The 25,513-nt window shown below is 65.7% G+C and carries 22 protein-coding genes; 13 read left to right on the top strand and 9 right to left on the bottom strand.

The genetic code is table 11. The features are described from left to right. Window positions 1-11: 11 nt before the first annotated feature. The 4 genes from BT115_RS09340 to secB all read right to left on the bottom strand — a co-directional run bounded on the left by BT115_RS09340 (window position 12) and on the right by secB (window position 5,408). Window positions 12-578 carry a hypothetical protein gene (locus tag BT115_RS09340; RefSeq protein ID WP_072322358.1) on the bottom strand — a complete coding sequence of 189 codons (567 nt, stop codon included), beginning with the start codon at window positions 576-578 and terminating at the stop codon, window positions 12-14. A 164-nt stretch (window positions 579-742) separates the two neighbouring features. Continuing rightward, on the bottom strand, window positions 743-3,751 hold the full coding sequence (locus BT115_RS09335; RefSeq protein WP_072322357.1) for a DEAD/DEAH box helicase: 3,009 nt from the start codon (window positions 3,749-3,751) through the stop codon (window positions 743-745). A gap of 124 nt (window positions 3,752-3,875) precedes the next feature. Then, window positions 3,876-4,913: an NAD(P)H-dependent glycerol-3-phosphate dehydrogenase gene (locus BT115_RS09330; protein ID WP_072322356.1), complete on the bottom strand. Its 1,038-nt coding sequence runs from the start codon at window positions 4,911-4,913 to the stop codon at window positions 3,876-3,878. A 3-nt stretch (window positions 4,914-4,916) separates the two neighbouring features. Then, window positions 4,917-5,408, bottom strand: a complete 492-nt coding sequence (secB, locus tag BT115_RS09325; RefSeq protein ID WP_072322355.1) for a protein-export chaperone SecB — start codon at window positions 5,406-5,408, stop codon at window positions 4,917-4,919. 304 nt (window positions 5,409-5,712) lie between these two features. Between secB and rpmB the strand changes: the two genes are divergently transcribed. After that, on the top strand, window positions 5,713-5,949 hold the full coding sequence (gene rpmB, locus BT115_RS09320; protein WP_072322354.1) for a 50S ribosomal protein L28: 237 nt from the start codon (window positions 5,713-5,715) through the stop codon (window positions 5,947-5,949). A 12-nt stretch (window positions 5,950-5,961) separates the two neighbouring features. Next, window positions 5,962-6,126 carry a 50S ribosomal protein L33 gene (gene rpmG / locus BT115_RS09315; protein ID WP_036109728.1) on the top strand — a complete coding sequence of 55 codons (165 nt, stop codon included), beginning with the start codon at window positions 5,962-5,964 and terminating at the stop codon, window positions 6,124-6,126. Window positions 6,127-6,482: 356 nt separating this feature from the next. On the opposite strand, the gene BT115_RS09310 is transcribed toward rpmG, so the two are convergent. Then, the gene (locus BT115_RS09310) at window positions 6,483-7,676 is read right to left on the bottom strand and encodes a DesA family fatty acid desaturase (protein WP_072322353.1); all 1,194 of its coding nucleotides are present in this window, start codon (window positions 7,674-7,676) and stop codon (window positions 6,483-6,485) included. Between the two features lie 234 nt (window positions 7,677-7,910). Between BT115_RS09310 and BT115_RS09305 the strand changes: the two genes are divergently transcribed. The 6 genes from BT115_RS09305 (at window position 7,911) to BT115_RS09280 (ending at window position 13,114) form a co-directional block, all read left to right on the top strand. Next, window positions 7,911-8,642, top strand: a complete 732-nt coding sequence (locus tag BT115_RS09305; protein ID WP_072322352.1) for an ABC transporter ATP-binding protein — start codon at window positions 7,911-7,913, stop codon at window positions 8,640-8,642. After that, window positions 8,639-9,394, top strand: coding sequence for an ABC transporter permease (locus tag BT115_RS09300; protein ID WP_072322351.1), 756 nt, complete (start codon window positions 8,639-8,641; stop codon window positions 9,392-9,394). The genes BT115_RS09305 and BT115_RS09300 overlap by 4 nt, the downstream gene beginning before the upstream one ends. After that, window positions 9,394-10,740 (top strand): GldG family protein, encoded by a 1,347-nt coding sequence (locus BT115_RS09295; protein ID WP_072322350.1) that lies wholly within the window; start codon window positions 9,394-9,396, stop codon window positions 10,738-10,740. The genes BT115_RS09300 and BT115_RS09295 overlap by 1 nt, the downstream gene beginning before the upstream one ends. A 1-nt stretch (window position 10,741) precedes the next feature. Continuing rightward, entirely contained in the window at window positions 10,742-11,230 is a 489-nt protein-coding gene (locus BT115_RS09290; protein WP_072322349.1) for a hypothetical protein, read from the top strand. Window positions 11,231-11,280: 50 nt separating this feature from the next. After that, window positions 11,281-12,093, top strand: a complete 813-nt coding sequence (mutM, locus tag BT115_RS09285; RefSeq protein WP_072322348.1) for a bifunctional DNA-formamidopyrimidine glycosylase/DNA-(apurinic or apyrimidinic site) lyase — start codon at window positions 11,281-11,283, stop codon at window positions 12,091-12,093. 91 nt (window positions 12,094-12,184) lie between these two features. Beyond that, window positions 12,185-13,114 carry a hypothetical protein gene (locus BT115_RS09280; RefSeq protein ID WP_072322347.1) on the top strand — a complete coding sequence of 310 codons (930 nt, stop codon included), beginning with the start codon at window positions 12,185-12,187 and terminating at the stop codon, window positions 13,112-13,114. A 25-nt stretch (window positions 13,115-13,139) separates the two neighbouring features. Here the strand turns inward: BT115_RS09280 and BT115_RS09275 are convergent, their stop codons facing one another. Together BT115_RS09275 and BT115_RS09270 are read right to left on the bottom strand one after the other, a co-directional pair. After that, on the bottom strand, window positions 13,140-13,913 hold the full coding sequence (locus BT115_RS09275) for a hypothetical protein (protein WP_072322346.1): 774 nt from the start codon (window positions 13,911-13,913) through the stop codon (window positions 13,140-13,142). Further along, entirely contained in the window at window positions 13,910-14,563 is a 654-nt protein-coding gene (locus BT115_RS09270) for a thymidine kinase (protein ID WP_072322345.1), read from the bottom strand. The genes BT115_RS09275 and BT115_RS09270 overlap by 4 nt, the downstream gene beginning before the upstream one ends. 126 nt (window positions 14,564-14,689) lie before the next feature. Here BT115_RS09270 and BT115_RS09265 point away from each other — a divergent pair, with 126 nt between their 5' ends. Then, window positions 14,690-16,684, top strand: a complete 1,995-nt coding sequence (locus BT115_RS09265; RefSeq protein WP_072322344.1) for a UvrD-helicase domain-containing protein — start codon at window positions 14,690-14,692, stop codon at window positions 16,682-16,684. A gap of 6 nt (window positions 16,685-16,690) precedes the next feature. On the opposite strand, the gene BT115_RS09260 is transcribed toward BT115_RS09265, so the two are convergent. Together BT115_RS09260 and BT115_RS09255 are read right to left on the bottom strand one after the other, a co-directional pair. Further along, a complete protein-coding gene (locus BT115_RS09260) occupies window positions 16,691-17,710 on the bottom strand; it encodes an AI-2E family transporter (RefSeq protein WP_072322343.1) in 1,020 nt (339 codons plus the stop codon). An 89-nt stretch (window positions 17,711-17,799) separates the two neighbouring features. Beyond that, window positions 17,800-18,819, bottom strand: a complete 1,020-nt coding sequence (locus tag BT115_RS09255) for an AI-2E family transporter (protein WP_072322342.1) — start codon at window positions 18,817-18,819, stop codon at window positions 17,800-17,802. 187 nt (window positions 18,820-19,006) lie between these two features. On the opposite strand from BT115_RS09255, the gene BT115_RS09250 reads away from it, so the two are divergent. From BT115_RS09250 to BT115_RS09235, 4 genes are all read left to right on the top strand, one after another. Beyond that, entirely contained in the window at window positions 19,007-19,912 is a 906-nt protein-coding gene (locus BT115_RS09250) for a 5'-nucleotidase, lipoprotein e(P4) family (RefSeq protein ID WP_072322341.1), read from the top strand. Between the two features lie 208 nt (window positions 19,913-20,120). After that, window positions 20,121-21,083: a hypothetical protein gene (locus BT115_RS09245; protein ID WP_072322340.1), complete on the top strand. Its 963-nt coding sequence runs from the start codon at window positions 20,121-20,123 to the stop codon at window positions 21,081-21,083. 16 nt (window positions 21,084-21,099) lie between these two features. After that, complete coding sequence (gene plsB / locus BT115_RS09240; protein WP_255369397.1) at window positions 21,100-23,712, top strand: glycerol-3-phosphate 1-O-acyltransferase PlsB; 2,613 nt, start codon at window positions 21,100-21,102, stop codon at window positions 23,710-23,712. 131 nt (window positions 23,713-23,843) lie between these two features. Further along, window positions 23,844-25,513, top strand: a 1,670-nt coding sequence (locus BT115_RS09235) for a dermonecrotic toxin domain-containing protein (protein ID WP_218184745.1), incomplete at its 3' end; no start/stop codon positions are given.

Below are 25,513 nucleotides of genomic sequence, written 5' to 3'. Positions count from 1 at the left end.
CGTTTCATGCCTCAGAGCAGCCAGGACGGCGGAAAGACGCCGGGCTTGACCGTGACGCGGGACACGCACTTCGGGTTGGCATACGAGAAACCGAAGGCGATTTCGCCCGCGGGGCCGTAGATCGACCATACGGCGCGGGCGTCCGGAGAAGCCGATCGCGGCGCATCCGTCATGATGGCCGACGGATAACGGGATCGCACGGCTTCCAGGCTCACGCACGGTCCGGCGGTCGCCATGGTCGCGAGAATGAGGCGCGATGCGTCGTCTCGCGCCGTGCGGAACTCCGAGTCCGTCACGTCGATGCCATCCACCAGCGAAGCCGGTCCCGCCACCCAACTGTTGGCAAAGTCCTTGGATTGAGTCAGCGCTTCTCCTGCGGGCCAGTGTGCTCGCAGCACCTCGATGCCTTCAGCCGCATGGGTGCCTAGCGACTCCACATGCTTGAAGAATGGATCCGGATCGAACCGCGACGGCGGGACGGGAAACTCGCTTGTACACGTTCCGACGAATTGAGCCTGTGCTGCCAAGGGCAGCCCTGAAAAAATCGCGAGCATGCTCGCGGCCACCATGCGATTCATTCGCGAATGACTCCATTGAATGAGCGCGGCACCATCGGTGCCGCACGCACGCCATAGGGCGCGCACCACAATGATCGTCAGCGAACGGCCGCTCTGTCTTGAGAATCTGACCCAGACATCAAGGGATCCCGCAAAACGAGATACCGATCACCCTTTGCGGCACTTCAAGCTGGCGGCGCAAGCAGCGCGTCGAGATCGCTTTCGTCGAAGCTGAGGCGCTCGCGGCTGCCGCCGCCTTCGAGGACCGCATCGGCCAGTTCGGCCTTGCGCGCTTTCAGTTCCTCGATGCGTTCTTCCACGGTGCCGGCCGTAATCAACCGATAGACGAACACCGGCTTGTCCTGCCCGATGCGATGCGCGCGATCGCTGGCCTGCGCCTCGGCGGCAGGATTCCACCACGGATCGTAATGGATGACGGTATCGGCGCTGGTGAGGTTGAGGCCCACGCCGCCCGCCTTCAACGACAGCAGGAAGAGAGGCACCTCGCCATCCTGAAAGCGTCGCACCGGCTCGGCACGATCGCGCGTCTCGCCGGTCAGCGTGACGTAGCTGATGCGGCGGCGATCGAGCTCGACCGCGATGAGCTTCAACATCTCGGTGAACTGACTGAAGAGCAGCACTCGGCGGCCTTCCGCAAGCAACGCGGGAAGCATGTCCATCAGCAGCTCGAACTTGGCCGAGTCGCGCACACCGCGCGCCGCTTCGAGTTTCACCAGACGCGGATCGCAGCACACCTGGCGCAGCTTGAGCAGCGCATCGAGCACCACGATGCCGCTGTGTGCGATGCCACGTTGCGCGATGACCTCGCGCAGTTCCTCCGCGAGCGAAAGACGCAGGCTTTCATAGAGATCGCGCTGCTTCGTCTCCATCACCACGCGTCGGGTGATTTCCGTCTTCGCCGGCAGCTCGGACGCCACCTGCGCCTTCGTACGACGCAGGATGAACGGTGCGATGCGGCGGTTGAGCCGATCCTGGCATTCGTAGTCCTGGTGTTTCTCGATCGGCAATCGGTAGTGCCGGCGGAACGCGCCTTCGTCACCGAGCAGGCCGGGCACCGCGAGATCGAGCTGCGACCATAGTTCGCCAAGGTGATTTTCCAGCGGCGTGCCGGTAAGGCACAGACAACGCGGCACCTTCATCGCGAGCAGCGCACGGCGCGCCTGCGTGCGCGGGTTCTTGACCTGCTGAGCCTCGTCGAGCACGACCAGCGAGAACGCCTGCTTGCGCAGCGTCTCCACGTCGCGCGGCAGCAGTGCGTAGGTCGTTAGGATGACGTCGTGCTCGGGAATGCGGGTGAAGGTCTCCGCGCGCTGCGGACCGTGCAGGGCGAGCAATGTGAGGCTGGGGGCAAAGCGCGCCACCTCGGAAATCCAGTTGGGCACGAGGCTCGTCGGCACGACCACCAACGCAGGCGACGTGAGGTTGCCGCTCTCCTTCAGCGCGAGAAGGTGCGTGATGAGCTGCAAGGTCTTGCCTAGGCCCATGTCGTCGGCGAGTACGCCACCGGTGCCGGCCTCCGCGAGTGCGTTCATCCAGCGCAGGCCGTCGCGCTGATAACCGCGAAGCTCGGCATGCAGCCCTTCCGGAACAGCGTCACTCGCGCGCTCCGCAGCTTCCCGAAGACGGCGTGTGAATCCGCGCAGGCGCTCGGGCGCCTCGAACGACCCGCCGCTCGGCAGCGCTTGGGCCAGCTCTTCCAACCGGCCCGCCTGGACGCGCGGAAGATGCAATTGCTGCCGAGGCTTTTCGAGGTATTCCGCCAGCGGCGCGAGCAGCCCGCGCAGTTCCTTCAAGCGCACGGGCACGCGGCGGCGCTCGTCCACAGGGGCGTACCACACGGAGTCCTCGGCTTCGCCGGGCGTGGGGCTGAGGCTGAGCTGGTGCTCGGCCAGGGCTTGCGCGACTGCCGGAAGCAGGTTCACCCGGCGGCCTTCCACTTCGATACCGATTTCGAGATCGAAGGCGCGATCGGCGTCATCCTCATGGGCCTGGCCGTACCAGCGAACAGGCCCTTCGAGTACCTCGAACGGGAAACTCGGCGCGTATTCGAGCACGAAGCCATCGGCCTCCAGCTTCGGCCGCAGTGCGAGCCAGCGAGCCGGCGTGTTCACTTCGAGCGCGCCCGCATAGCCCTTACCCGGAAACAGCCAGGCGTCGTCGGGCAGCGTATCGGCCATGTCCCACGGGAGCCCCTCGGTATCGACGGCGGGGTTGAGGCCGACCGACTCGAGGTTTTCCATCGAGGCCAGTTCTTCGGCGCGACGCCGGCTGATCTCGAGCAGCGCCCCATTGCGCACGCGACGGACGAGCGGTTCGCCGCCGCGACCGGGCAGGCGCTCGCCCGCGTAGTCGAAGGCCAACCGGCCATACGCCAGGGGCGGGGTGCCTGCCGCCAGCCGCGCATGCCGCGTCAGGGCATGCAGCACGAGCACCGGCCGCGGCGAGACCTCCGCACGCTTCATCTCGCCGAGCATCTGCGGCGCAGGAACGCGTGGCCCCATGCGTGCAGCGTCCAGCTCAGCGCGGAACGCCGCGGTGCTTTCCGGCGGCAGCGGCGGAAGATCGAGCCAGGCGCTTTCTTCGGGAGCAGCTTCGAGCGGCCCAACCTCCGCGTGCTCTGCGTCGAGGAACCACAGCGAGCCCACACGGAACAGGCGCTGGCTGGCGGGCACGTCGGGAAGCAGCTTCTGGCTGCCATCCTTTTCGAGATTCCAGCGCCAACGCAGGGGATGCGGCTTGCCGCGCGAGAGCTGCAGGCCGGCCACGCCACCGAAGAAACAGGGCGCGGTGTCGAGGATCTCCGCGAGCAGCTGGTCGCCCAGCGCACCAGTGAAACGGGCGTAGCTGCGACTCTTGCGCAAGGTCTGCGGCAGGCCGAGCAGCGTGGCGGCCAGTCGCTTCTCGGCGACGGTCAACGAGACGTCGGGAAGGTGCCGGCTATCCAGCGGCAAGGGTCGGGAGTAGCGCCCCTCGGGGCTCACCGTGAGCAGGACGGGGGCGACGTCGAGATGCGCGGCCGGCTCGTGGTCGTCGTTCACGCCCTCGAGGAAGAAGCCCAGCACGCTGCGCTCGGCGACGGCGCTTGCGGCGGGCTCGCCGAGGACGCGGCGCCACGCCTGGGGCAGGGTCCCCGCGGCGTCGTCCCGCCTGCGCTTGTCGTCCGGTTGATGCATCCCTATCGATCCCGCCCGCGCGACCAAAACAGGAAGCTTAGCAAAGGCGGGATCGGGAACCCGTAGGATTTTTACCCCATGGACCGGCCCGGTTCAGCGAGCCGGGTGACGCCATCAAGCGGCGTCAGGCGGGCCGGTTGGGGAACAGATCGACCGGGTATTCGGCCTTCTGCTCGCGCCCCATCAGGGTGCGCAAGCCTTCCTCCGGCGTGACCTCGCCGTGCAGCACGGCACGGACACCGAACGAAATGGGCAGGTCTAGCCCGTGGAAGTCCGCCAGGCGGGCCACCTCGTCCGCCGTGACCACGCTTTCCACCACCTGGCCGATCTGACGCACGGCCTCCTCCAGTGGGACACCGCGCCCCAGGGCAAGGCCCAGACGGCGGTTGCGCGAGAGATCGCCCGTGCAGGTGAGCACGAGGTCGCCGAGGCCGGCGAGGCCCATGAGCGTTTCCGGCCGGGCACCGAGGGCCACGCCGAGTCGCAGCATCTCGTTCATGCCACGGGTGATCAGGCCGGCGCGGGCGTTGAGACCCAGCTCCATGCCGTCGGCCACGCCGGTCGCAACGGCGAGCACGTTCTTCATCGCGCCACCGAGTTCCGCGCCGAGGATGTCGTGCCCGGTGTAGGCGCGGAAGTTAGGGGCGTGCAGCAGAACCGCCAGTTCCTTCCCGAACGCCTCGTCCGTGGCATGCACGGTGACGGCGCTGGGCAGGCCGGCTGTGACCTCACGGGCGAACGACGGGCCCGTGACCACGGCGGCGGGCCGCCCTGGAAGCTTCTCGTTGACCAGCTCGTGCAGGAAGCGGCCGGTACCGGTCTCGAAGCCCTTGGTCGCCCAGGACACACGGGTATGCGGTTCGAGCAGCGGCACGATCTGGTCGAGTAGCGCCGCGAAAGCGTGGCTCGGCACCACCAGCAGCACGATGTCGGCACCGCGAAGCACGGTGGCGAGGTCTGCCTCGTAGGTCAGCTCGCGCGGGAGATCGAGGTCCGGCAGGTAACGCAGGTTACGCCGCGCCGCGGCCATGGCGGCCAGGGCGTCGGCGTCACGTCCCCACAGGCGCGTGGGAACGTCATTACGCGCCAGCAAGGCTGCCAGCGCGGTACCCCATGACCCGGCGCCGAGAACGGCGACGGTGGGTCGGGACGTGGCGCTCATCGCTCAGCTATTGAGCGGATGGGCACCTGCGCCTTCAAGCTGCTGGCGCTGCTGTTCGGCGTAGAGGGCGTCGAAGTTGATCGGCTGGAGCAGGAACGGCGGGAAACCACCCTCCTGGATCATCGACGACACCATCTGGCGCGCGTACGGGAACAGCAGGTTCGGGCAGTAAGAGCCCAGGATGCCGTCGCGGTCGTCGCCGGTGAAGCCGGCGATGCCGAAGATGCCCGCCTGGTGCACTTCGGCCAGATAGGCCGTGCGCTCGCCTAGGTTGCAGGTGAGGGTCAGGCTGAGGACGACCTCGAAGAGATCGTTGCCCAGGTCCACGGCCTTGTGGCCGAGGTTGAGCTGGACCTGCGGCTGCGCCTCGGTCTCACCCATTTCCTGGAACACCTGCGGGGCGTTCGGCGCCTCGAAGGAGGCGTCCTTCACGTAGATCTTCTGCAGCATGAGCTGCGGCTGGCCGGCCTGGCCGTTGGCGGTGATTTCTGCCATTGCGTAGTCCTCGAAAAGGCGTCGTGTGGGCTGACTGCGTGCCGCTGGCACGAAAGCCGGGATTGTTTCACACAACCCGGCGCGCCGCACAGTCCGGCTTGCGCCGCCATGCCAGATTCTGAGAGAATGCCCGGCTTCCCTATGCCAGCCCGACATGTCGGGCAGGTCCGTCACGCGATGCGGGCCTCGTCGGCGGAAGCGCTCCAACCTCCAGCCATCGCGTGGCGTCCGGTCGATCGGCGCGCTGCTGGGCCGATGCCGTCCTGGCCAAAGGGCGGTCCAACGAATCTATAAGGAGGCCACCATGGCCCGTAGATGCCAAGTCACCAACAAGGGTGTGCAGACCGGTAACAACGTCTCGCACGCGAACAACAAGACCCGTCGCCGCTGGTTGCCGAACCTGCACGAGCGTCGCTTCTGGGTCGCCAGCGAGAACCGCTGGGTGAAGCTGCGCGTTTCCAACCACGCGCTGCGCACCATCGACAAGAACGGCATCGAGTCCGTGCTGGCCGACCTCCGTTCCCGCGGCGAAAAGATCTAAGGAGATCGAGACATGGCAAGCAAGCGCGATAAGCACCGCCTGATTTCCACCGCGGGCACCGGTCACTTCTACACGACCACGAAGAACAAGAAGAACACCCCGGAAAAGATGGTCTTCATGAAGTACGACCCCGTCGTCCGGAAGCACGTCGAATACAAGGAAGGCAAGATCAAGTAAGCGCATAGCGCTTCGGATCTTCGAAAGACCCCGTCTTCATGGCGGGGTTTTTTTTTGGGTTTTTCGCGGAGGCCTCAAGCCGGCAATGTGGGTTTCGGCTTCATCGCTTCGCTGGCTTCTCGCCGCTGTAGCGGCTCCCACAGGTGTCAGGCGCTCTTGTGGGAGCCGCCATGGCGGCGAGGGGAAGCTTGCCTTGAGGTTTGGTGATGCGAAGGCCGGGCGATGAGGGTTTCGGCTTCATCGCTTCGTTGGCTTCTCGCCGCCATGGCGGATCCCACAGGTGTCCTTCTGCGCGACGGACCAATAAAAAACCCCGCCGTCTTTCGACGGCGGGGCTTTGCGTCACGACCGCGGTATTACGCGCCGACGGCCGAGTAACCCTTCAAGCGCTGTGCGAACTGCTGAAGCGAACGGATACCGCTCTGCTCCGCTTCGACGATCCACTGCTGCAGCGCCTTGAGCGACTTGTCGGCGCCACGCTCTTCCATCAACGCCACGAGGCGCGCACGGAATTCGCAGACCGTCTTCAACGCCGGCCGATTGGCAATCGCGGCCTGCAGGCGCTCGCGCGCATCGTTGTCCAGCCAGCGGCCGCCATCGGCAAGGGCGCGACGCAGGCGACGCGGCACCGACTTGATGCTGTCGCCAGCCTGGGCCATTTCCTCGCGCATCGTCGGCAGGATCACGTTGCGGTAGTAATCGGTGGTGGCCTGGAAACGCAGCGCCAGCACGCCCTTGAGCGTTTCGGCATCCGGCAGGTGCACGTTCGGGCGGATGTTCAGCGTCGGCGCCACGCGCAGTACCTTGGCGAGACCGACGAAGCGCAGGCCGCAGATGGTGGCCCAGCCGATGTCGAACTCCCACTTGCGCAGCGCGAACTTCGCCGAGCTCGGGAAAGCGTGGTGGTTGTTGTGCAGCTCTTCGCCGCCGATCCAGAAGCCCCAGGGCGAGATGTTCGTCGCCGTGTCGGAGCTTTCGAAGTTGCGGTAACCCCACCAGTGACCGATGCCGTTGACGAAGCCGGCGGCCCAGAACGGAATCCAGATCATCTGGATCGCCCAGATCGCGAGACCGACCACGCCGAACAGCGAGAGGTCGATCACCGCCATCAGCGTCGGACCCCAGTAGGGATGACGACCGAACAGCGTGCGCTCGAACCAGTCGTCCGGCGTACCGCGGCCGTACTTCTCCATGTCGGCCTTGTTGTAGCTGGCCTCACGATAGAGAGACACGCCGTCGAGGAAGACCTTCTTGATGCCGAAGATCTGCGGGCTGTGCGGATCTTCCTCGGTCTCGACCTTGGCGTGATGCTTACGATGGATGGCAACCCACTCCTTCACCACCATGCCAGTCGTCAGCCAGCCCCAGAAACGGAAGAAGCCGTTGAGGATCCAATGGAAGTCCACACCGCGATGGGTCGCGCTACGGTGGTAATAAAGCGTCACCGTGAAGATGGTGAGCTGGGTGACCACCAGCACATAGACCAACATCTCGCCCCAGCTTGCGCGGGTGAGTCCGTTGGCGAGGAAATCGAGCAGGGTGTCGAACATGGAGTCGTTACCGCGCGGCAGTGAAAGGGTTCTTGCGTCACCAGTCTAACGAGCCCCTTCCGTACCCACCAGCACGGAGATCGGCAAAATGTGAAGAGCGCTGTTGTGGTCGGGACGGGCCATTCCGCACAATCGCCCGATGACACACTGCCCGCTCGTTCAGCGAGTTCAAGATCGATTGCCCTGTTGGGCGCGTAATCCCGCGCGTACGCCGCAGATCGGTGCCGTTCGCCCATGATCGATAGCGGTTTGCTGAATGTGCAGTCCGTTTCCCGTCGCCGCGCGGGTCGCGCCGCCGTGGCCGACCTCTCGTTTTCCCTGAACCGCGGCGAAGTACTGGGGCTTCTTGGCGTCAATGGCGCGGGGAAATCCACCACTTTGGCGATGCTTGCAGGGGCGCTTCGTCCCGAGAGCGGGCGCATCGATCTCGGGGGCCGCGACTTCGTGTCGCAGCCCGATATCGCCCGTCGCCTGGTCGGCTGGTTACCTGAGAACGCGCCTCTCTGGCCGGAGCTTTCAGTCGAGGAACACCTTGTCGCCTTCGGTCGCCTGCGCGGCATGACGCGCGCCCAGGCACGCCAGGCGGCGGACAGCGTGCTCGCGCGGCTGCAACTGGGCGATCTACGCCGCCGGCTGGCCGGGGTGCTATCCCAGGGCCAGCGCCAGCGTCTCGGCTTGGCCTGCGCGCTCGTCCACGACCCCGCCCTGCTCATCCTCGACGAGCCCGCGAATGCGCTCGACCCCGTTCAGGTCGGGGAGCTGCGCAAGGTGATCCGCGAACGAGCGGCGGCCGGTGCCGCTGTGATTCTGTCCACGCATGTGCTCGCCGAGGTGGTGGCCGTGTGCGACCGCGTCGTCATTCTCCACGAGGGCCGACTCCGCTACGACGCGCCGCTGAGCCGTGATGGTGACGGCGCCTCGCTGGAACGCCACTTCTTCTCGATCGCCACCGGAGCCGCCGCATGACCGTCGCCGCGGTTGCCGGACTGGAACTCCGCCGTCTTGCCGTACGCCCGCTGGCCTGGGCACTGGCGGCTTTGACCATCGCCTGGCTGGCCTGGACCTTCGTGCTCGGACTCGGGCAGTTCCTCGGCGCGCAGGTCAAACTGGCCGCCGTGGCCGATGCCCCCGGATTTACCGATCTGGTCGCCATTCCACTCCTGGCGGAACTGGCGAAGCTGGCGTTCCTGGTGGTGCCGCTCATGACCATGGGTTTGCTGGCGGGCGAACGGCGCACCGGCACGCTTGCGCTGCTGGCATCTACCGGACTCGCCCCTTGGCGCATCGTCATGGGCAAATACCTGGCCGTACTGGTGTGGCTCGTCCTCTGGCTGCTCGCCACGCTGGCGATGCCGCTGCTGGTCGGCGCCGGGTCGACCGCCGACTGGGGCAAACTAGTGTCCGCGACGCTGGGCACCGCGCTCATGCTCGCCACGCTTGCCGCCATCGGCATTGCCTGCTCGGCCGCGACGTCCTTTCCCGCCATCGCGGCCGCCATGGCCCTGATCATCACGCTGGCGTTGTGGACGATCGACCGCGGCGCACAGGCCGCCGGCGTCAACGGCGGGTTTCTGGAATGGCTGACGTTGGCGACACATCTGCAGAATCTGCTTCGCGGCCTCGTGGTCACCAGCGATCTGGTCTGGTTCGCCCTGGCGATCACGCTCCCCCTCATTCTCGCCACGCGCCGACTCGGCAGTGACCGGGAGCGCCAGTGATGCGTCGCCTCGATCGCTGGCTCGTTCTTCTCGGTCTCGTGGTGGCCACCGGGTGCATCGGGTTTCTCAGCGCGCGGCACAGCTGGACCTTCGACTGGACCCGCGGCGCACGCGCCAGCCTCGCGCCCGAGAGCGTCGCGGTCCTCGATCGCCTGCCGGGCCCGGTATCGGTGGTGGGTTACATCTCGCCGACCGGCCCCCTTCGGGAACAGATCGCAGCCGTGCTGGAACGCTATACCCGCGCGAAAAAAGATCTCACGCTGTCCTTCGTCGATCCCGACCTGGATCCGGCCGCCTCGCGACAACTGGGCATTGCCGGCGACGGCGCGTTGCTCGTGCGCTATCGGGGGCGCGAGGAGCGTGTCGAAAGCCCGATCAACGAACGCAATCTGTCGAATGCGCTGGAGCGCCTGGCGCGTGGCGGCGAGCGCATCGTTGCCTTCGTCACGGGCGACGGCGAGCGACAGGCGGACGGGCACGCGAATGCGGACCTCGGCCTCTTCATGAGCCAGGTAGAACGCCGCGGCATCCGCGCGGTGCCGTTGAACTTCAGCCAGACCCAGGGCGTACCCGAGCACACCGATCTCGTCGTGCTCGCCAGCCCGGTCGCGCCGTTGCCGGCGGGCAGCGTCGCCGCACTGGTCGACTACGTGCGTGGCGGCGGCAACCTTCTTTGGCTTACCGAACCGGGCAACGAGGATCTCGGCACCGGTGCGCTAGCCGACGTGCTCGGCGTACGCGTGCTGCCCGGTGTTCTCGTGGACGGTCAGGGCAGCACGCTCAACGTCAACGACCCGCGCATCGTCGTCGTCGGCGACTACCCCTTCCACGCCATCACCCGCGCCTTCCGCGATACGACGCTGTTCCCGCAGGTCGCGGCCCTGGCCCAGGTCTCGGATCACGACTGGGCCGTGGTGCCGTTCCTGCGCTCCGGGGAACGCAGCTGGACCGCGTTTGGCGGCATCGACAACGACCATCCCTCCACCGTCGCCTTCCATCCCGAGGCGGGCGAATTGAAGGGTCCGCTGGACTTCGCGTTCGCCTTGAACCGACTGTCGCCCAGCCCGGCCAAGAGCGAGCAGCGTGCCGTCGTCATCGGCGATGGGGATTTTCTGTCCAATACCTATGTCGGCAACGGCAGCAACCGCGCGCTTGGTGAACGGGTGCTCGACTGGCTGCTCGGTGACGACGTGCTCGTGGACCTGCCTACGCGCGGTGCGCCGGATCGCGTGGTGTCGCTGTCGCAGGATGGCCTGAACGCCTTGAGCTTTACCTTCCTCGTGGCGCTGCCGCTGATCTTGCTCGGCATGGGTGTGGGCATCGCCTGGCGCCGGAGGCGGCGTTGAGGTGAAGGCGCGACTCATTGGCCTGGTGGTGCTCGTTGTCCTCGTCGCCGCGGTCGCATGGCAGTGGCATGCGGACGAAGCAGACGCCCAGGCGCATCGGCTCACCGCGCTCGATCCCGACGCGGTGAATCACATCGAGGTCGCGCTGAAGGGACTGCCGCCGGAGCGTTTCGACCGCCGCGATGGGCGCTGGACGAGCGCCACCGCAGCCACGGACGAAGGGCGGGCAGAGGATCTGGCGGCACTCGCCGCCACGCCGGTGGCGTCATGGCGGCCCGCGAGCGAATTCGACGCAGCCAAGATCGGCCTGGCGCCGCCGGTCGCGGTGCTGACGTTGAACGACACCCGCATCGAGTTCGGCGACATGACGGCGTTGCGCAAGCAACGCTACGTACGGGTCGACCGGCAGATCGCCATCGTTCCGGCGCAGGCATTGCCTCGCCCGCCTCGCGCCGACTCGCTGGCAGCCCCCTCGTCCAGCGCGCGCTGACGTCGACGACATCGCTTGCACGGGCGGGCATTCCGCCCCATCTTCGCGTCATGCCTGAACTGCCCGAAGTCGAAACCACGCGCCGCGGCATCGCCCCTCACATCGTGGGACGACGCGTCACGGGCGTGGTACTGCGTCGTCCCGACCTGCGCTGGCCCATTCCGCCGGAAATATCCACGCTGCTCCCCGGGCAGGTGATCGAGGCCGTTGAACGTCGCGCGAAATATCTCTTGATGCCCACTGCTGCGGGCACCGCACTGCTTCACCTCGGCATGTCGGGCATGCTGCGCGTCCTCCCCGAGACCACACCGATCGGCAAGCACGACCACGTGGACATCGCCTTCGACACCGGCAACGTGTTGCGTTTCACCGATCCGCGCCGCTTCGGTGCCCTGCTCTGGCAGATGCCAGGAGAAACGCACGAACTTCTGGAAGGCATCGGACCGGAACCGCTCACCGACGATTTCGACGGCGACGTGTTGTGGCGACTCTCGCGAGGCCGGTCGGCTGCGGTGAAAACCTTCCTGATGGACAACGCGGTCGTCGTCGGCGTCGGCAATATCTACGCGAGCGAGGCCTTGTTCGCTGCAGGCATCGATCCCCGCCGCGCAGCGGGAAAGGTCTCGCGCGAGCGCTACGCACGGCTTGCTGCCGAGGTGAAACGCATCCTGGCCTATGCGATCGATCGCGGCGGCACGACGCTTCGCGACTTTCTCGCACCGGACGGCGCGCCGGGTTACTTCTTTCAGGAACTCTTCGTGTACGGACGTGCCGGCGACGCGTGCAAGATCTGCGGCCATCCGGTGCGCGTGGTGACGCTCGGTCAGCGCGCGTCGTTCTACTGCGCGACCTGCCAGAAGTAGCACGGACTACAACGCGAGTCGGCCTAGCCTGACGGCGGGGCACGGGCGAGGGTTCCTAGACTTTCCCCTCCCCACCCACGGAAGGCATGCCATGAACCTCGCCCACCTCGCCGCAGGATGCCTCGGCCTTATTGCGTTGTCGTTTCACACCGGCAGCGCCGCGGCCACCACGCCGACAGATACGACGCAGAGCTTCGACCGCTATAGCTGGGTCACGACCCACAACGCGTTCTCGTACAACGGCATGCTGCCAAATCAGAGCCAGCCGATCGCGCAGCAGCTACGCGAAGGCGTGCGCGGCCTCATGCTCGATCTGCATTACAGCAACGGACGCGTGCGCCTGTGTCACAACGTCTGTACCAGCGCGTCGTCCATGACGTTCGCCGATCTCGTCAACGACACCTTGCTGCCGTTCCTCGACGCCGATCCGAACGCGATCCTCACGCTTCAACTGGATGACTTCACCGATCGTCGCCAGCTTCGCGCCGAGTTCGACCATATGCCGGAACTCGTCGGCAAGACATTCGACCCCTACGCCTGGCAAACCGACACGTGGCCGACCTACGACGAGATCGTCAAGAGCGGCCAGCGCATTCTCATCTTCACCCTCAACCGCGATCAGAGCGGCGCCTTCTTCACGCGGGCGGGCGGCGTGCACATCATGCCCAGCGAGGATTTCACGGTGGAGAACTACTGGAGCCTCGGCACGGTGTCGCTGACGCACGACTACCGCTGCTACAGCCGATGGGGCGAGAACGTGGTGCCGCTGCGGCGCGCAGAGATTCCCGGCAAGCCGGGTTGGCGACCGTTGTTCACGATGAATCAGTTCCACGGCGTGCCGTCCGCGTCGCACGCCGAGAAGGACAACGACTTCGCGGCATTGCACGAGCGTTACGTCGCCTGGTGTCGCCCGGCCGCCATGCGCAAGCCGAACTACGTGGCGGTGGATTTCCACGAACGTGGCGACGTGGATGCCTTCGTGGAATGGCTCGGCATGCAGCCGGCCGACACCTCGCCCTGACCGGGCAAGGCGTCGTAGCCGGACCTCAGTCGGGCCAGCGCATGGCCGCGTGGGTGTTGTTGAAGCGAGGGTCTTCCTCGTCGCCCGAGAGGGTGACGGCCAGACCGCCTGCCACGCCATCCACTTCGATTCGCTGCTCGGGGTCGAACTGGGCGCCCAGCGCGCCCAGTTCCACGAAGCTTTCGGCCAGGGCTCCTGCGCGATCGATCTCGCGGTCGGGCACGTTGGTCAGGCTGACGTCCGGGCGGCCGAACTTGCGCATGCCGCGCGTGCGGATCCACGAGCGGCCTTTCGCCTCTTCCGGGCTGCACAGGATCAGCACGTGGTGCCGAGGCGGCGCGCCACCGGGCACGAGGTAGTGCTCACGCCAACCGGCCGCGTCGAACAACGTCAGGATCTGCGGATCGACCACCGCCTTGCCACCCACATCGGTCAGCGCGGCGACCACGCCAAGCGTGTCGCGCAGGTAATCGAGCGTGGACTTGTCCGGAAAGCGGCCACGGATGGCGATCACATGAGGCGCGCTACGGGCCGCCTCATAGGCGTCCGGATTGTCTTCGCGCAACAACTCACCAAGCGCGCCGGAGAGCGGATAACCCTCCCACTTCGCGAGCACCGCATTCTGGACACGCTGCAATTCCACGCCCTCGGGAAGCCCGGGGCTGCCGTAGCGGACGGCGGGGATGGCGAGATCCTCGGGGAAGGCGCCAAACACGAAGAACAGCAGGACTGCCTGCTCGTCGCTCGGTTGCCAGTAGGGGCGCGGCCATTCGGCGGCGTGGGTCGTCGTCTCGGTCACGCGTGGGTTCCTTCATCGGGATCGTTTTCGCCGAGCGGCAGCACGGGCTGCTGCAACTCGATACGGCCGCCACCACCGGTAATGCTCTTGAATTCGGCGCGGCTCACGGAGACATAGCGGTCGTTGCCGCCGATCTCAACCTGGGGCCCCTGGGTAACCGCCCGGCCGTGTTCATCCACGCGGACGACCATGGTGGCCTTCTTCCCCGAGTGACAGATCGTCTTGATTTCCTCGAGATCGTCGGCCCAGGCGAGGAGGTACTTGCTGCCCTCGAACAGCTCGCCGCGGAAGTCGGTGCGCAGCCCGTAGGCCAGCACGGGGATGCCCAGCCGGTCCACCACGTCGGAAAGCTGCCAGACCTGCGCCTTGCTCATGAACTGGGACTCGTCCACCAGCACGCAGTGGAGCGCGCCGCGTCGCGCGATGTCGCCCTCGACCATCGCGAAGAGGTCGTCGTCCGCAGCGAAGCGCATGGCGCGGGCCTGCAGACCGATCCGCGAGGCGACGATGCCCTCGCCGAAGCGATGGTCCAGCGCGGGCGTGAGAATCAACGTGCGCATGCCGCGCTCGTGGTAGTTGTGCGCGCTCTGCAGCAGCGTCGTGGTCTTGCCGGCATTCATCGCCGAATAATAGAAATAGAGCTTGGCCATGCCCGACTCGGTGCGATCGTAGCCTCCTATGGTAGCGAAAAGCGGGCCGGAGGCCGGCTCAGCCCGACTCAACCCCGCGCCGCGCACCTGCTACCATGCGTGGCCTCGCCCGTCCCGGTCGACACCATGCTCAATCCGCAACAACACGCGGCTGTCGAATACTGCGACGGCCCTCTCCTCGTGCTGGCCGGCGCCGGCTCCGGCAAGACCCGGGTCATCACGGAAAAGATCTCGCATCTCATCTCGCGCCGTCACCTGGCCGCGGAGAAGATCGCCGCCATCACCTTCACCAACAAGGCGGCGAAGGAAATGCGTGAGCGCGTGGGTCGGTTGATCTCGGAAAGCGCCGCGAAGGCGCTCACCGTTTGCACCTTCCATGCCCTGGGTCTCAAGTTCCTGCAGATCGAGCACGATCGGGCGCGGCTGCGTCGTGGTTTCTCCGTGCTCGATGCGGACGACAGCGCCAACATGATCAAGGAGCTTTCGCCCAAGGGCGTGAAACCCGAAGTGATCCTCGGCATCCGCAACCTGGTCGGTCGCGCCAAGAACGCCGGCATGACACCCGAGGAAGCCATGGCGGCGGCGCGCAGCCCGCGCGAGATCGAGGCCGCCACCATCTACGATCTGTATCAGCAGCGACTCGCGGCGTTCAATGCCGTGGACTTCGACGACCTGATCCGCCTGCCGCTGCGCATTCTGGAGACGGACGACGAGGCGCGTGCCATCTGGCAGGAGCGCCTTCGCTACCTGCTGGTGGACGAATATCAGGACACCAACGACGCGCAATACCGCTTGCTCAAGGCCATCGCCGGACCGAAGGCGCGCTTTACCTGCGTGGGAGACGACGACCAGAGCATCTATGCGTGGCGCGGCGCCAACCCGGAAAACATCGACCAGCTCGGCCGTGATTTTCCGAACCTGCGTGTGATCAAGCTGGAACAGAACTACCGCTGCGCGAAACGCATCCTCCGCGCCGCGAACCACCTCATCGCCAACAACCCGCACGTACACGAGAAGAAGCTCTGGAGCGACCATCTCGAAGGTCCGCCCATCCGCGTGCTGGAATGCAAGGACAACGAGCACGAGGCCGAGCGCATTGCCGCCATCGCGGCCAACCTGCACGAGAAGTACAAGGACAAGGGCGTTCGCTGGGACGATTTCTGCATCCTCTATCGCGGCAATTTCCAGGCGCGAGCCCTCGAGAAGGCACTGCGCCTAGCGCGTGTGCCGTACCACCTGAGTGGTGCGCTCTCGTTCCTCGACCGCGCGGAGGTGAAAGACATCCTCTGTTACCTGCGCCTGCTCACGAATCCCACCGACGATGCAGCATTCCTGCGCGTCGTCAACGTGCCGAAGCGCGAGATCGGTGCAACGTCGCTGGAGAAACTCGGTCAGGCGGCCCAGTCGCGCAACGCATCGCTGCTGGATGCCGCGCGCAGCGACGCCGTACTGAAGACCCTTTCGCCACGTCCCGCTTCGGCATTGGCAGGCTTCGCGCGACTGATGGACGAACTGCGCAGCCATGCCGTGCATGAAAGTGCGGCGGACCTCGTCAACACGGTGATCGAGAAGACCGGCTACGGCGCGCAGATCGCCGCCACGACACCCGACGAGACCTTGCGCGAACGCCGGCTCGGCAATCTGCGCGAACTGGTCGACTGGTTCCGCGCCATGGGCAAGGACGGCGGACGCACCGGTGACATCGCCGCGCAACTGGCGCTGCTCAGCCATGCCGATCGGGACGACCCCGGCAACGCGTTGCGCATGATGACGCTGCACTCGGCGAAGGGCCTCGAATTCCGTTTCGTCTTTATCGTGGGTTGCGAGGACGGCACGTTGCCGCACGAAGGCGCGATCGACGAGGGCCGCCTGGATGAGGAGCGTCGCCTTATGTACGTCGGCATTACGCGTGCGAAGGAAATGCTGACACTGTCGTTCGCGGCGAAGTCGCGCAAGTACGGTGAAATCCTTTCCAATGATCCCAGCCGCTTCCTGCAGGAGCTGCCGCAGGATGATTTGCACTGGGACGGGAAAGATCCGGAAGCCGACGCCGAGGTCAAGAAGGAGACCGCTGCGACGCACATGGCGCGCATCCGCGCCATGCTTGCCGGCAATCCCTAGTACAGGCTAGACGAGCCCCTCGCCTTCGAGTTCGCTCTTGAGATAGGCGTAGTAAATGGGCGCGGCGACGAGGCCGGCGAGCCCGAAGGCCGCCTCGAACACGAGCATCGCCACCAGCAGCTCCCAGGTGCGTGCACGGATCTGTCCGCCGACGATCCGCGCGTTGAGGAAGTATTCCAGCTTGTGCACGACGATAAGGAAGGCGAGCGCGGCCACGCCAACCCACAGCGACACAGAAAGGCCCGCGATCGTCACCAGCGTGTTCGATATGAGGTTGCCGACCACGGGAAGCAGACCGACCACGAAGGTGGCGATGACCAGCGTCTTCGCCAAGGGCACGTGGATGCCGAAGCACGGCAACGCGACGAGAAGAAACAGTGCCGCCAGCGCGGTATTGATCGCCGAGATCTTCAGCTGCGCGAAGATGATGTTGTGGAACGCGTGCGCCAGGCGCGCGGTGCGCGTCGACAGTTCGAACGACAGCGGTTTGGTCGGTCGTCCACCCGACCCATGCGACACGGCCACGATGGCGCCGAGCACGAGCCCGATGAGGATATGCGCGAACACGCGCGCGGCCGTGGTGCCCACCAGGCGCAGATCGCCCGCGTGATCGTGCGCCCAGGTCATGCCCTGGTCGCGGAAGTCGATGAAGCTATCCGGCAGGTTTGCCGTCAACCACGCAGGCAGTTGCTCGTGGGCCTTGGTGAGCAAGGGCAGCAGCTTCGTGTCCCACAGCTCTTGGGGATCGCCTAGATCGCGCCGGTAGAAGCTGAGCGCAGCCACCACGATCAGGATGATGGCGCCCACCACGACGACGGTGACGACCGCTACGGCAATCGGTCGCGCACGTTCACTTGGAGCGATGCGGCGAATGAGCGGCGTGAGCGCCTCGACCACCTCGTAGACCAACAGCCCCGCCAGCAAGGCGGAAATCAGGTGAAGCATGAGAACGCCCCACAAGGCCAGCGCCGCCAGGATATAGGTGGCGATGCGAATGGCGCGGGTGTCTCCGGCGGTACCGAGCATGCTGCAACTCCTCGAATGTGCGGCGATTCCAGCAGCCAGGCGATGAAAGCGAGATCAAGCGCCGCCGATGCCCCTGCGCCTGGCGAACGCTAGATAAGGTGCTCGGCTTCCAGCTCTGCCTTCAGATAGGCATAGAAGATCGGTGCGGCCACCACGCCCGGCAAACCGAACGCCGCCTCGAACAACAGCATCGCCACCAGCAGCTCCCACGCCCGGGCGCGAATCTGGCTACCGACGATCCGCGCGTTGAGGAAGTACTCGAACTTGTGAATGACGATGAGGAACGCGAGCGCCCCCAGGCCGACGTAAAGCGATACCGACAATCCGACGATGGTGATGGCTGTGTTCGACAACAGATTGCCGATCACAGGCAGCAGTCCGACGACGAAGGTAATGACGATCAGCGTCTTGGTCAGCGGTAGATGCACGCCGAACAGGGGCAACACGCCGACGAGGTAGATCGCCGTGAACAACGTGTTGAACAGTGAGATCTTGATCTGCGCGAAGACGATGTTGTGGAACGCATCGGCCAGACGGGCGCTGCGCAGGCTGAGCTCCGCGGCAAACGGCCCCACCTGATGCGTCGGCCGCGTGCGGCTGAGCGCGACGATCGCACCGAGCACCAGGCCAATGATGATGTGCACCACGACGCGCACGGCCTCCTTGCCGGCCAACTGAAGCGTCACCGCATGCGAGCGAACCCAGTCCATCGCGGTGATGCGCAGAGCTTCCACGCTGTCGGGCAGACGGTCGACCACGGCCTGCGGCAGTTGCTGCCGGGCGCGCTCCACCAGCGGCATGAGCCGGTTCTGCCAGAGTTCCTCGGGATTGCCGATCTCGTTGCGGAAGAAGCTGATGCCGCCAAGTACCAACAAGGTGAGCAAGCCCACCACGATGACGCCGACCAGCGCGACGGCGAGCACGCGCGCGCGATCGCCCGAAAGCCGCCGACCCATGAGCGGCGCCGTGGAGACCACCACCTCATAGACCAGCAGGCCCGCCAGCAGGGCGGGCAGCAGGCGCAGGTAAAGGACGAGGAACAGGCCGAGTCCGGCGGCGATGTAACTGGCGATGCGCACGGCGTGCGTCCGCGAGGGGGCGGCTTCCATGAGCGGTCTCGTCGTGGATGAGGGCGCAGTCTGTCAGGACGTGGGGGCCGGGCGCCAGAGGTGGCGACTAGCTGTCATTCGTCGCCGGGTAGCGGTGGGATCCCTAGGCCCCCGTCGTCACGCTGTCGTAAACTCGCTCGACAATCGCCGCCCCACGGGCGCGGTGCCCGTTTTGCCAGGGGTTCCCATGATGAAGTTCGTCCCGGTCGCACTCGCGGCCGTTCTGTCAGTCGCCGGCTGCGCCCATGCGCCGCAGACCGCAGCACCTGCTCCCGCGGTGGCACAGGCCGCCCCTGCCGCGCCAGCCGCCGGACCGGCGGCGGACGACAACCTCAACGCGGTGGCTTGGTCGCAGCGTGCCAGCGAGCACGACTTCATCTTCGTGCAGACCTATCGCGATGCGCAGGAGAAACTCCTCAAGGCGAAGAGCGATCCGAACTGGGACGCGCTGCCGAAGGACGATCGCGCCGCGCATCCCTCGCTGAAGGGATTGAAGCCGGCCGTGGTGCTCGACATCGACGAGACCGTGCTGGACAACTCGCCGTACCAGGCGCGGCTCATCCGCTCGGGCGGGGAATTCAACGAGGCCGAGTGGGCGGCGTGGTGCCAGGAAGCCATCGCCAAGCCCATGCCGGGCGCCGTGGCATTCACGAACTTCGCTGCGCAGCACGGCATCGCCGTCATCTACATCTCCAACCGCGCCAAGGACCTGGACGAGCCGACGCTCGCCAATCTTCGTTCCGCTGGATTCCCGGTCGCCGACAAGTCGTCCTTCCTTGGCCTTGGGACCTTCGTGGAAGGCTGCGAACAGGTCGGCAGCGAAAAAGGCTGTCGTCGTCAGCTCGTGGCGCAGAAATATCGCGTGCTGATGCAGTTCGGCGACCAGATCGCCGACTTCGCCAATATTCCCGGCAATACCGAAGACGCCCGCACCCGCGCCATGGCGCCTTATACGGCCTGGATCGGCGAGCGTTGGTTCGTGCTGCCGAACCCGACCTACGGCGCGTGGGAAAGCGCTTTGTTCGACAATGACTACACGCTGCCGCGCGAGGAGCGTCGCCAGAAGAAACTGGACGCGCTTCGCCTTAAGTAAAATCAGTGAGTTAAGTCTCAAAAGCTGACGTATTGCTTTAGCAATGTCAGCCAACTATCATTCCTTCCGCCGAAACCTGCGGTGCCAAAAGCAATGCAGGCAAGGCCATTTCCCTTTCCGGCTTCGGGCTGGATAACCCCGTGAGACCTCGCGTCTCCGGGGTTTTTTCTTGTTACGCTCCCCGCCCCCGGTTTGACGACGCCTCCTCATGTTCAGGTCCTGGGTCCTGCTGCTGGCCCTCGTGTTCCTCGCCGCCTGCGGCAAGCAAAAAGACGAAGTGTCTGCCACGCCGGGCGGCGGCTCGCCCGAAGATGCAGCGCGCGAATCGCTGATCCTGCTCCGCGACGGCAAGTTCGATGCGTTCTGGCGCCATGCGCTGCCGCCTGCGGATTTCGCGACGCTTCGCGCGGACTGGCCGCGACGTAACGAGGCCGCCGAACCGTTGAATCCGGACGACCGCGCCAAGTTCGCGGCAGGCCTGAAGCGACTCACCGAGCCGGATGCCGAAAAGAAGCTCTTCGCCGACCTGCGCCCCACGCTGGTCCGCTTCGACCGCGAGTACAAGAGCCAGATGCCGCTCGTCTCGGGCATGGGGCAGTCGATGGCGTTGACGGCGATCGATCAGGCCACGGACCTCACGGTCTCGCAGAAGCATCAGCTCCGTGAGGCCGTGAACGTCGTGGCGCCTTGGACGCAGACGATCGACTGGGGCGACCAGGCCAAGGCGAAGGAAGCCATTGCGGTGCTCGTCGATACCGCGCGCAAGGCGAATCTGTCCACGCCGGATGCCCTGCATACGATGAATTTCGAGCAATCCATGGCGACCTGGTCCACGGCGTGGCTGGGCTTCAAGCGCCTGCTCGACGTCTATGGGCTGTCCATCGACAAGACCTTCGACTCGATCAGTATCGACACGCTCGAGATCAGCGGCGGCTCCGCCCATGTGAAGATCACCTACACCTTGCTGGACAAGCCGATCCAGACCGACGCGACCCTCGTTCTGCTGGACGGCCGCTGGTACGACAGCGACCTGCTGCAACGCGTAAGGGACGAGCACGCAAAGCTCACGCCACCCGCCCCGGCCACCAGTGCGCCGGCCGGCCCCGCCAGCGCAGCGGCGCCGCCCGAACAAGCCGCGGGCATCCCGGTGGCGGGCGCACGGGGCCGTTGAGCCTTACAATCGGCGGATGTCAGAACTTCCGATGAGTGCGGACCCGCACGTCCACGTTGCCCGATCGCCCTGGTGGTTCAAGCTACTGGGGCGCATGCTCGAGCCCTGGGTGCGGATCAAGCGCGACCCCGCCGAGCCCGCCACCCTGCTCCACAGCGGTGTGGCCGTCTGCTATGCCATCGAGCGCGACGGCACCTCCGATGCGCTGATCCTGGAGCGGGCCTGCCGCGAGGCGGGCTTGCCGAGCCCGATGCAATTGCTCGACCTCCCGGTACGGCGACGTCGCTCGGTGTTCTCACTGAGCCGCCGTGAGGGCTGGCTATTCGGCCGCACCGATGCGCGCGGCCCGAAGGAACCCATCGGCCAGCTCATCCGTGCACTGGAAGACGATCCGACGCGCGACATCCAGATCGTGCCCGTGTCGATCTACGTCGGCCGCGCGCCCAACCGCGAAAGTGGCTGGTTCAGCGTGCTGTTCGCGGAGAACTGGCTGGTGGTGGGCCGCTTCCGCCGCATGCTTGCGCTGCTGCTCAACGGACGCGACACGGTGGTGCACTTCTCCACGCCGGTGTCGCTGCGTGCCGTGCTTGCCGAGTCCGGCGGTCTGACGCCAGAACGGCTCACGCGCAAGATCGCCCGCGTGCTGCGTACGCACTTCCGACGCATCCGGGCGGCGGTCATTGGTCCCGATCTTTCGCATCGCCGCACCGTCGTAGATGCCGTTCTGAACACCGGGCCCGTGCGTGACGCCATTGCCGCCACGGCGAGCAAAGAAAACATCACGCTCGCGAAGGCGCAGCGGCGTGCGCGCGACTTCGCGCTCGAGATCGCAGCCGATTATTCGCACCCCGTCGTACGCTCGTCGTCGTTCCTGCTCTCCAATTTCTGGAACAAGCTCTACGACGGCATTGCCATGCATCACTTCGACAAGGCACGCGCCGCCGCGCCGGGACATGAAGTGGTGTATGTGCCGTGCCATCGCAGTCATACCGACTATCTGCTGCTGTCCTATCAGCTGCACCACTCCGGTGTGGTGCCACCGCACATCGCAGCGGGCGTGAACCTCAACCTGCCGGTCGTAGGCCCCATCCTCCGTCGCGGTGGTGCGTTCTTCCTGCGCCGCAGCTTCAAGGGCAACGCTCTGTACTCGGTGGTGTTCAACGAATACCTCGCACAGTTGGTCGATCGCGGCGTACCGCTCGAATACTTCATCGAAGGTGGCCGTTCGCGTACCGGCAGGTTGCTTGCGCCACGGGCGGGCATGCTGGCGATGACACTGCGCGCCTTCCTCCGCGCGCCACGACGTCCCGTGATGTTCCAGCCGGTCTACATCGGCTACGAGAAACTCATGGAGGGCAAGTCGTACATCGGCGAACTGTCCGGCAAGCCAAAGGAAAAGGAATCGCTGCTGGGCCTGATCCGCGGCTTGAAAGTGCTGCGTCAGCGCTATGGCCACGTCACGCTGAACTTCGGCGAGCCGATCCTGCTGACGCCCATGCTCGACGAGGCCGCGCCGAACTGGCGTGAAGCCACCGCAGACCCCGACGTGAAACCGGAATGGATGAACAGCGTGGTCGACGACCTCGCCGAACGCATCCAGGTGAACATCAATCGCGCGGCGGACGTGAACCCGATCAACCTGCTCGCGCTCGCGTTGCTGGCGACGCCAAAGCACGCCATGGCGGAAAACGATCTGCTGGCCCAGCTCGAACTGAGCAAGGCACTGCTGCAAGAGTTGCCTTACTCCGACCGCGTGACCGTTACGCCGATGAATCCGCAGGGCATCGTTGCCTACGGCGAACAGATGGGTTGGATTCGTCGCGTGCGTCACCCGCTGGGCGACGTGCTCGTGACCGACGGCGAACAGGCGGTATTGCTCTCGTACTTCCGCAACAACGTGCTGCACCTTCACGCAGCAGCCGCGTGGGTCGCTGCGTGCTTCCTCAACAACCGGCGCATGTCGCGTTCGTCCGTATTGCGCCTTGGTCGCATCATCTACCCGTTCATCCAGGGCGAGCTGTTCCTGCCCTGGGACGAGGACGGCTTCGCCGACCAGTTGCAGCACACGATCGAATTCTTCGTCCGTCGCGGCCTGCTGGAGGCCAGCTCGGAAGGACGCGTGCTCGAACGCGGGCCTGGGCAGGACGATGGTGCCTATCAGTTGCGCGTCATCGCGCGCGCCATGTTGCAGGCCTTCGAGCGCTACTACATCGCCATTGCCGCCCTGGTGAAGAACGGGCCGCATACGATGAGTGCGGGCGAACTGGAAACGGCGTGCACGCTCACGGCGCAGCGCCTCAGCCTGCTCAACGAATTGTCGGCACCGGAGTTCTTCGACAAGGCGTTGTTCCGTGGCTTCATCCAGAAGCTGCGCGAGGCCAAGGTCGTATGGACCGACAATGCCGGCAAACTCGATTTTAGCGACGCGCTGGAAGACATGGTGCGTGACGCACGGGTCATTCTTGCCCGCGAAGTGCGCCACTCGATCCTGAAGATCACGCCCGGCGGCGAGAACGAACGCGACCTCGATGCCCGCCCCCCTGTCGATCCCGATGACGGCTCCGCGGGCGAATCGCTGCATGATCGCCACGTTGCCAACGAACACACCCGTCACGACAGACCTCACTAAGCAGAACCAACGAGTCCGATTCCGCCTACGCAAGCGCCAGGGAAAAGGCGCTCGCGCTAGGTGCCGCCCGCGGACATACGGAGGGTCTACGCCCACCTAGCCTTGGCGCTCCCCCCACGCCAAGGATTGCCATGGACATGCTTCCCCCGCAGGCACCGCCTGCTCACGTCTCGCACGCCAATCAGGCCGCGGTCGACATGCTCCAGCGCATGAGTGACACCCAGCAATGGTTGGTCGATCAACAGGACGCACTCTGGGAACTGCCGCGTACGCTGGCCGATCGCGAGGCATTTCTCGCCGGACTGGATACCTTCTGGGAAACCCCGGTCGAACACACCGCCGGCGAGGCCGTCGCTGCCCGCCGCCAGATCCTGGGCCGACGCCTAGGGCAGGCCGCACGCGACGTTGCCGCCCTCCGCCACAACGACGGCACGCTCTCCGCGGAGGCTGCGGCGATCGTCGCCCGCCTTCCGCGCCAGGACGGTGCCCTGCCCGACGGCCTGCGTGCGCGCGAGCTGCTCGTCGGCACCACGCCCTATGCCGGCGCGCTCGTGGTCGAGGATGATCGCCAGCCCGGCCAGGCGCTGCTCTTCCTGGCCGATAGCGGCTGGGAGGTCTTCGACTCGCTCGACATGCTCTACCGCGAGGTCGAGGAGCGCTTCCGCCGGCAACTGGCCGACAAGGGCAAACTGCCTGGTGTCGACGCCGACGTGATCGAGGCCCATCTCGACTCATATTTCCTCGACTCCCGCCCGCTCACCGGCGAGGTCTTCGACACCTTGGCACGTCGCCTCATCGCACGCCACCGCGAGCGTGCTGCCGCCGCGTACGACCGCGCCCTCACCGACAAGGATCTGCAGGATCCCCTGCAGGCGGCGATCCAACTGCACCCACTGCTCGACACCCACGCCATCGTGCGCCACCGTGACCTTGCCCTGGCCGTCCGGCACGATCAGGAACGCCTGGCCCGGCAGCCGGCCAAGGTCCGCGAACAGTGGCAGCAGGCCGCCACCGCCTACCGCAACAGTTGGCGACAGGCGAATGCGCTCGAGGTCATCCCGCCCATGGTTACCTTCGCCGAAACCGAGCTCACCAAGGCGCTCAAGGAACGCGGCATCGACGCACCGGCACATGCCCTCTACGTCGCCCACTCGCGCCGTACGATCGCCAACCCCGTTGCGACTCTCTTTCGAGGCTTCCCTTCCGAGAAGCTCTCGCTGGTCGAACTGGCCTTCCGCAACATCAGCTCTCTACCAACCGATGGCTTGTCCGTCGTCCATGCCGACGGCTCGCCGCAAGATGACATCACTGCCGACGTATTGCGCGACATCGTCCGCGACCTGGACCTGCCCAATGCCTATGCGCAACATCTGGACGAAGCCCTGGGCCGCAGCCCCGAAGGCCTCCTGCAGCGCGCCCTGGCGTCGGATGTGCTCAAGGCGCGCATGCGCTTCGAGGCGGCCGATGCCCGCCTGTCCTACCTCGATACCAGCGAGCCCCGCTCATTTATGGAAGACCGCCTGGAACGCGGTTTCCAATGGGTCCAGGCCGTACTCGATCACCCCGACCCCGCTCAGCGCGCCAAGGTCGAGCGCCACGAGATCGTCGTCCATCAGCTCACCTACAAGGGCTCGCCCCTGACCGGCGTCTTCATGATCGCCGCACGTCAGCGCAATGCCGTGGCGCGCGTCGTGCTCTACACCCCCGATGCGCCCGACGGTATCGCCTTCCGCGAGTTCGACGATCGGGCCGACCTCACTCGACGATTCCTTCTCAATCGCCGTTTCGAAACCTATCTGCT

The organism is Luteibacter sp. UNCMF366Tsu5.1 (assembly GCF_900119235.1).
Taxonomy (GTDB): domain Bacteria; phylum Pseudomonadota; class Gammaproteobacteria; order Xanthomonadales; family Rhodanobacteraceae; genus Luteibacter; species Luteibacter flocculans.
Note: the sequence above shows the minus strand (reverse complement) of the source record. Positions and strands in the feature narration are given on the sequence as shown.

Bases quoted from the DNA above. Each gene is read 5' to 3' on its own strand.
- mutM (WP_072322348.1), top strand. From the start codon at position 11,281: ATGCCTGAACTGCCCGAAGTCGAAACCACGCGCCGCGGCATCGCCCCT.
- BT115_RS09295 (WP_072322350.1), top strand. From the start codon at position 9,394: ATGCGTCGCCTCGATCGCTGGCTCGTTCTTCTCGGTCTCGTGGTGGCC.
- BT115_RS09265 (WP_072322344.1), top strand. From the start codon at position 14,690: ATGCTCAATCCGCAACAACACGCGGCTGTCGAATACTGCGACGGCCCT.
- BT115_RS09270 (WP_072322345.1), bottom strand. From the start codon at position 14,563: ATGGCCAAGCTCTATTTCTATTATTCGGCGATGAATGCCGGCAAGACC.
- rpmB (WP_072322354.1), top strand. From the start codon at position 5,713: ATGGCCCGTAGATGCCAAGTCACCAACAAGGGTGTGCAGACCGGTAAC.
- secB (WP_072322355.1), bottom strand. From the start codon at position 5,408: ATGGCAGAAATCACCGCCAACGGCCAGGCCGGCCAGCCGCAGCTCATG.
- BT115_RS09300 (WP_072322351.1), top strand. From the start codon at position 8,639: ATGACCGTCGCCGCGGTTGCCGGACTGGAACTCCGCCGTCTTGCCGTA.
- BT115_RS09335 (WP_072322357.1), bottom strand. From the start codon at position 3,751: ATGCATCAACCGGACGACAAGCGCAGGCGGGACGACGCCGCGGGGACC.
- BT115_RS09255 (WP_072322342.1), bottom strand. From the start codon at position 18,819: ATGGAAGCCGCCCCCTCGCGGACGCACGCCGTGCGCATCGCCAGTTAC.
- BT115_RS09245 (WP_072322340.1), top strand. From the start codon at position 20,121: ATGTTCAGGTCCTGGGTCCTGCTGCTGGCCCTCGTGTTCCTCGCCGCC.
- BT115_RS09250 (WP_072322341.1), top strand. From the start codon at position 19,007: ATGATGAAGTTCGTCCCGGTCGCACTCGCGGCCGTTCTGTCAGTCGCC.
- BT115_RS09260 (WP_072322343.1), bottom strand. From the start codon at position 17,710: ATGCTCGGTACCGCCGGAGACACCCGCGCCATTCGCATCGCCACCTAT.
- BT115_RS09280 (WP_072322347.1), top strand. From the start codon at position 12,185: ATGAACCTCGCCCACCTCGCCGCAGGATGCCTCGGCCTTATTGCGTTG.
- plsB (WP_255369397.1), top strand. From the start codon at position 21,100: ATGTCAGAACTTCCGATGAGTGCGGACCCGCACGTCCACGTTGCCCGA.
- BT115_RS09340 (WP_072322358.1), bottom strand. From the start codon at position 578: ATGAATCGCATGGTGGCCGCGAGCATGCTCGCGATTTTTTCAGGGCTG.
- rpmG (WP_036109728.1), top strand. From the start codon at position 5,962: ATGGCAAGCAAGCGCGATAAGCACCGCCTGATTTCCACCGCGGGCACC.
- BT115_RS09305 (WP_072322352.1), top strand. From the start codon at position 7,911: ATGATCGATAGCGGTTTGCTGAATGTGCAGTCCGTTTCCCGTCGCCGC.
- BT115_RS09310 (WP_072322353.1), bottom strand. From the start codon at position 7,676: ATGTTCGACACCCTGCTCGATTTCCTCGCCAACGGACTCACCCGCGCA.
- BT115_RS09330 (WP_072322356.1), bottom strand. From the start codon at position 4,913: ATGAGCGCCACGTCCCGACCCACCGTCGCCGTTCTCGGCGCCGGGTCA.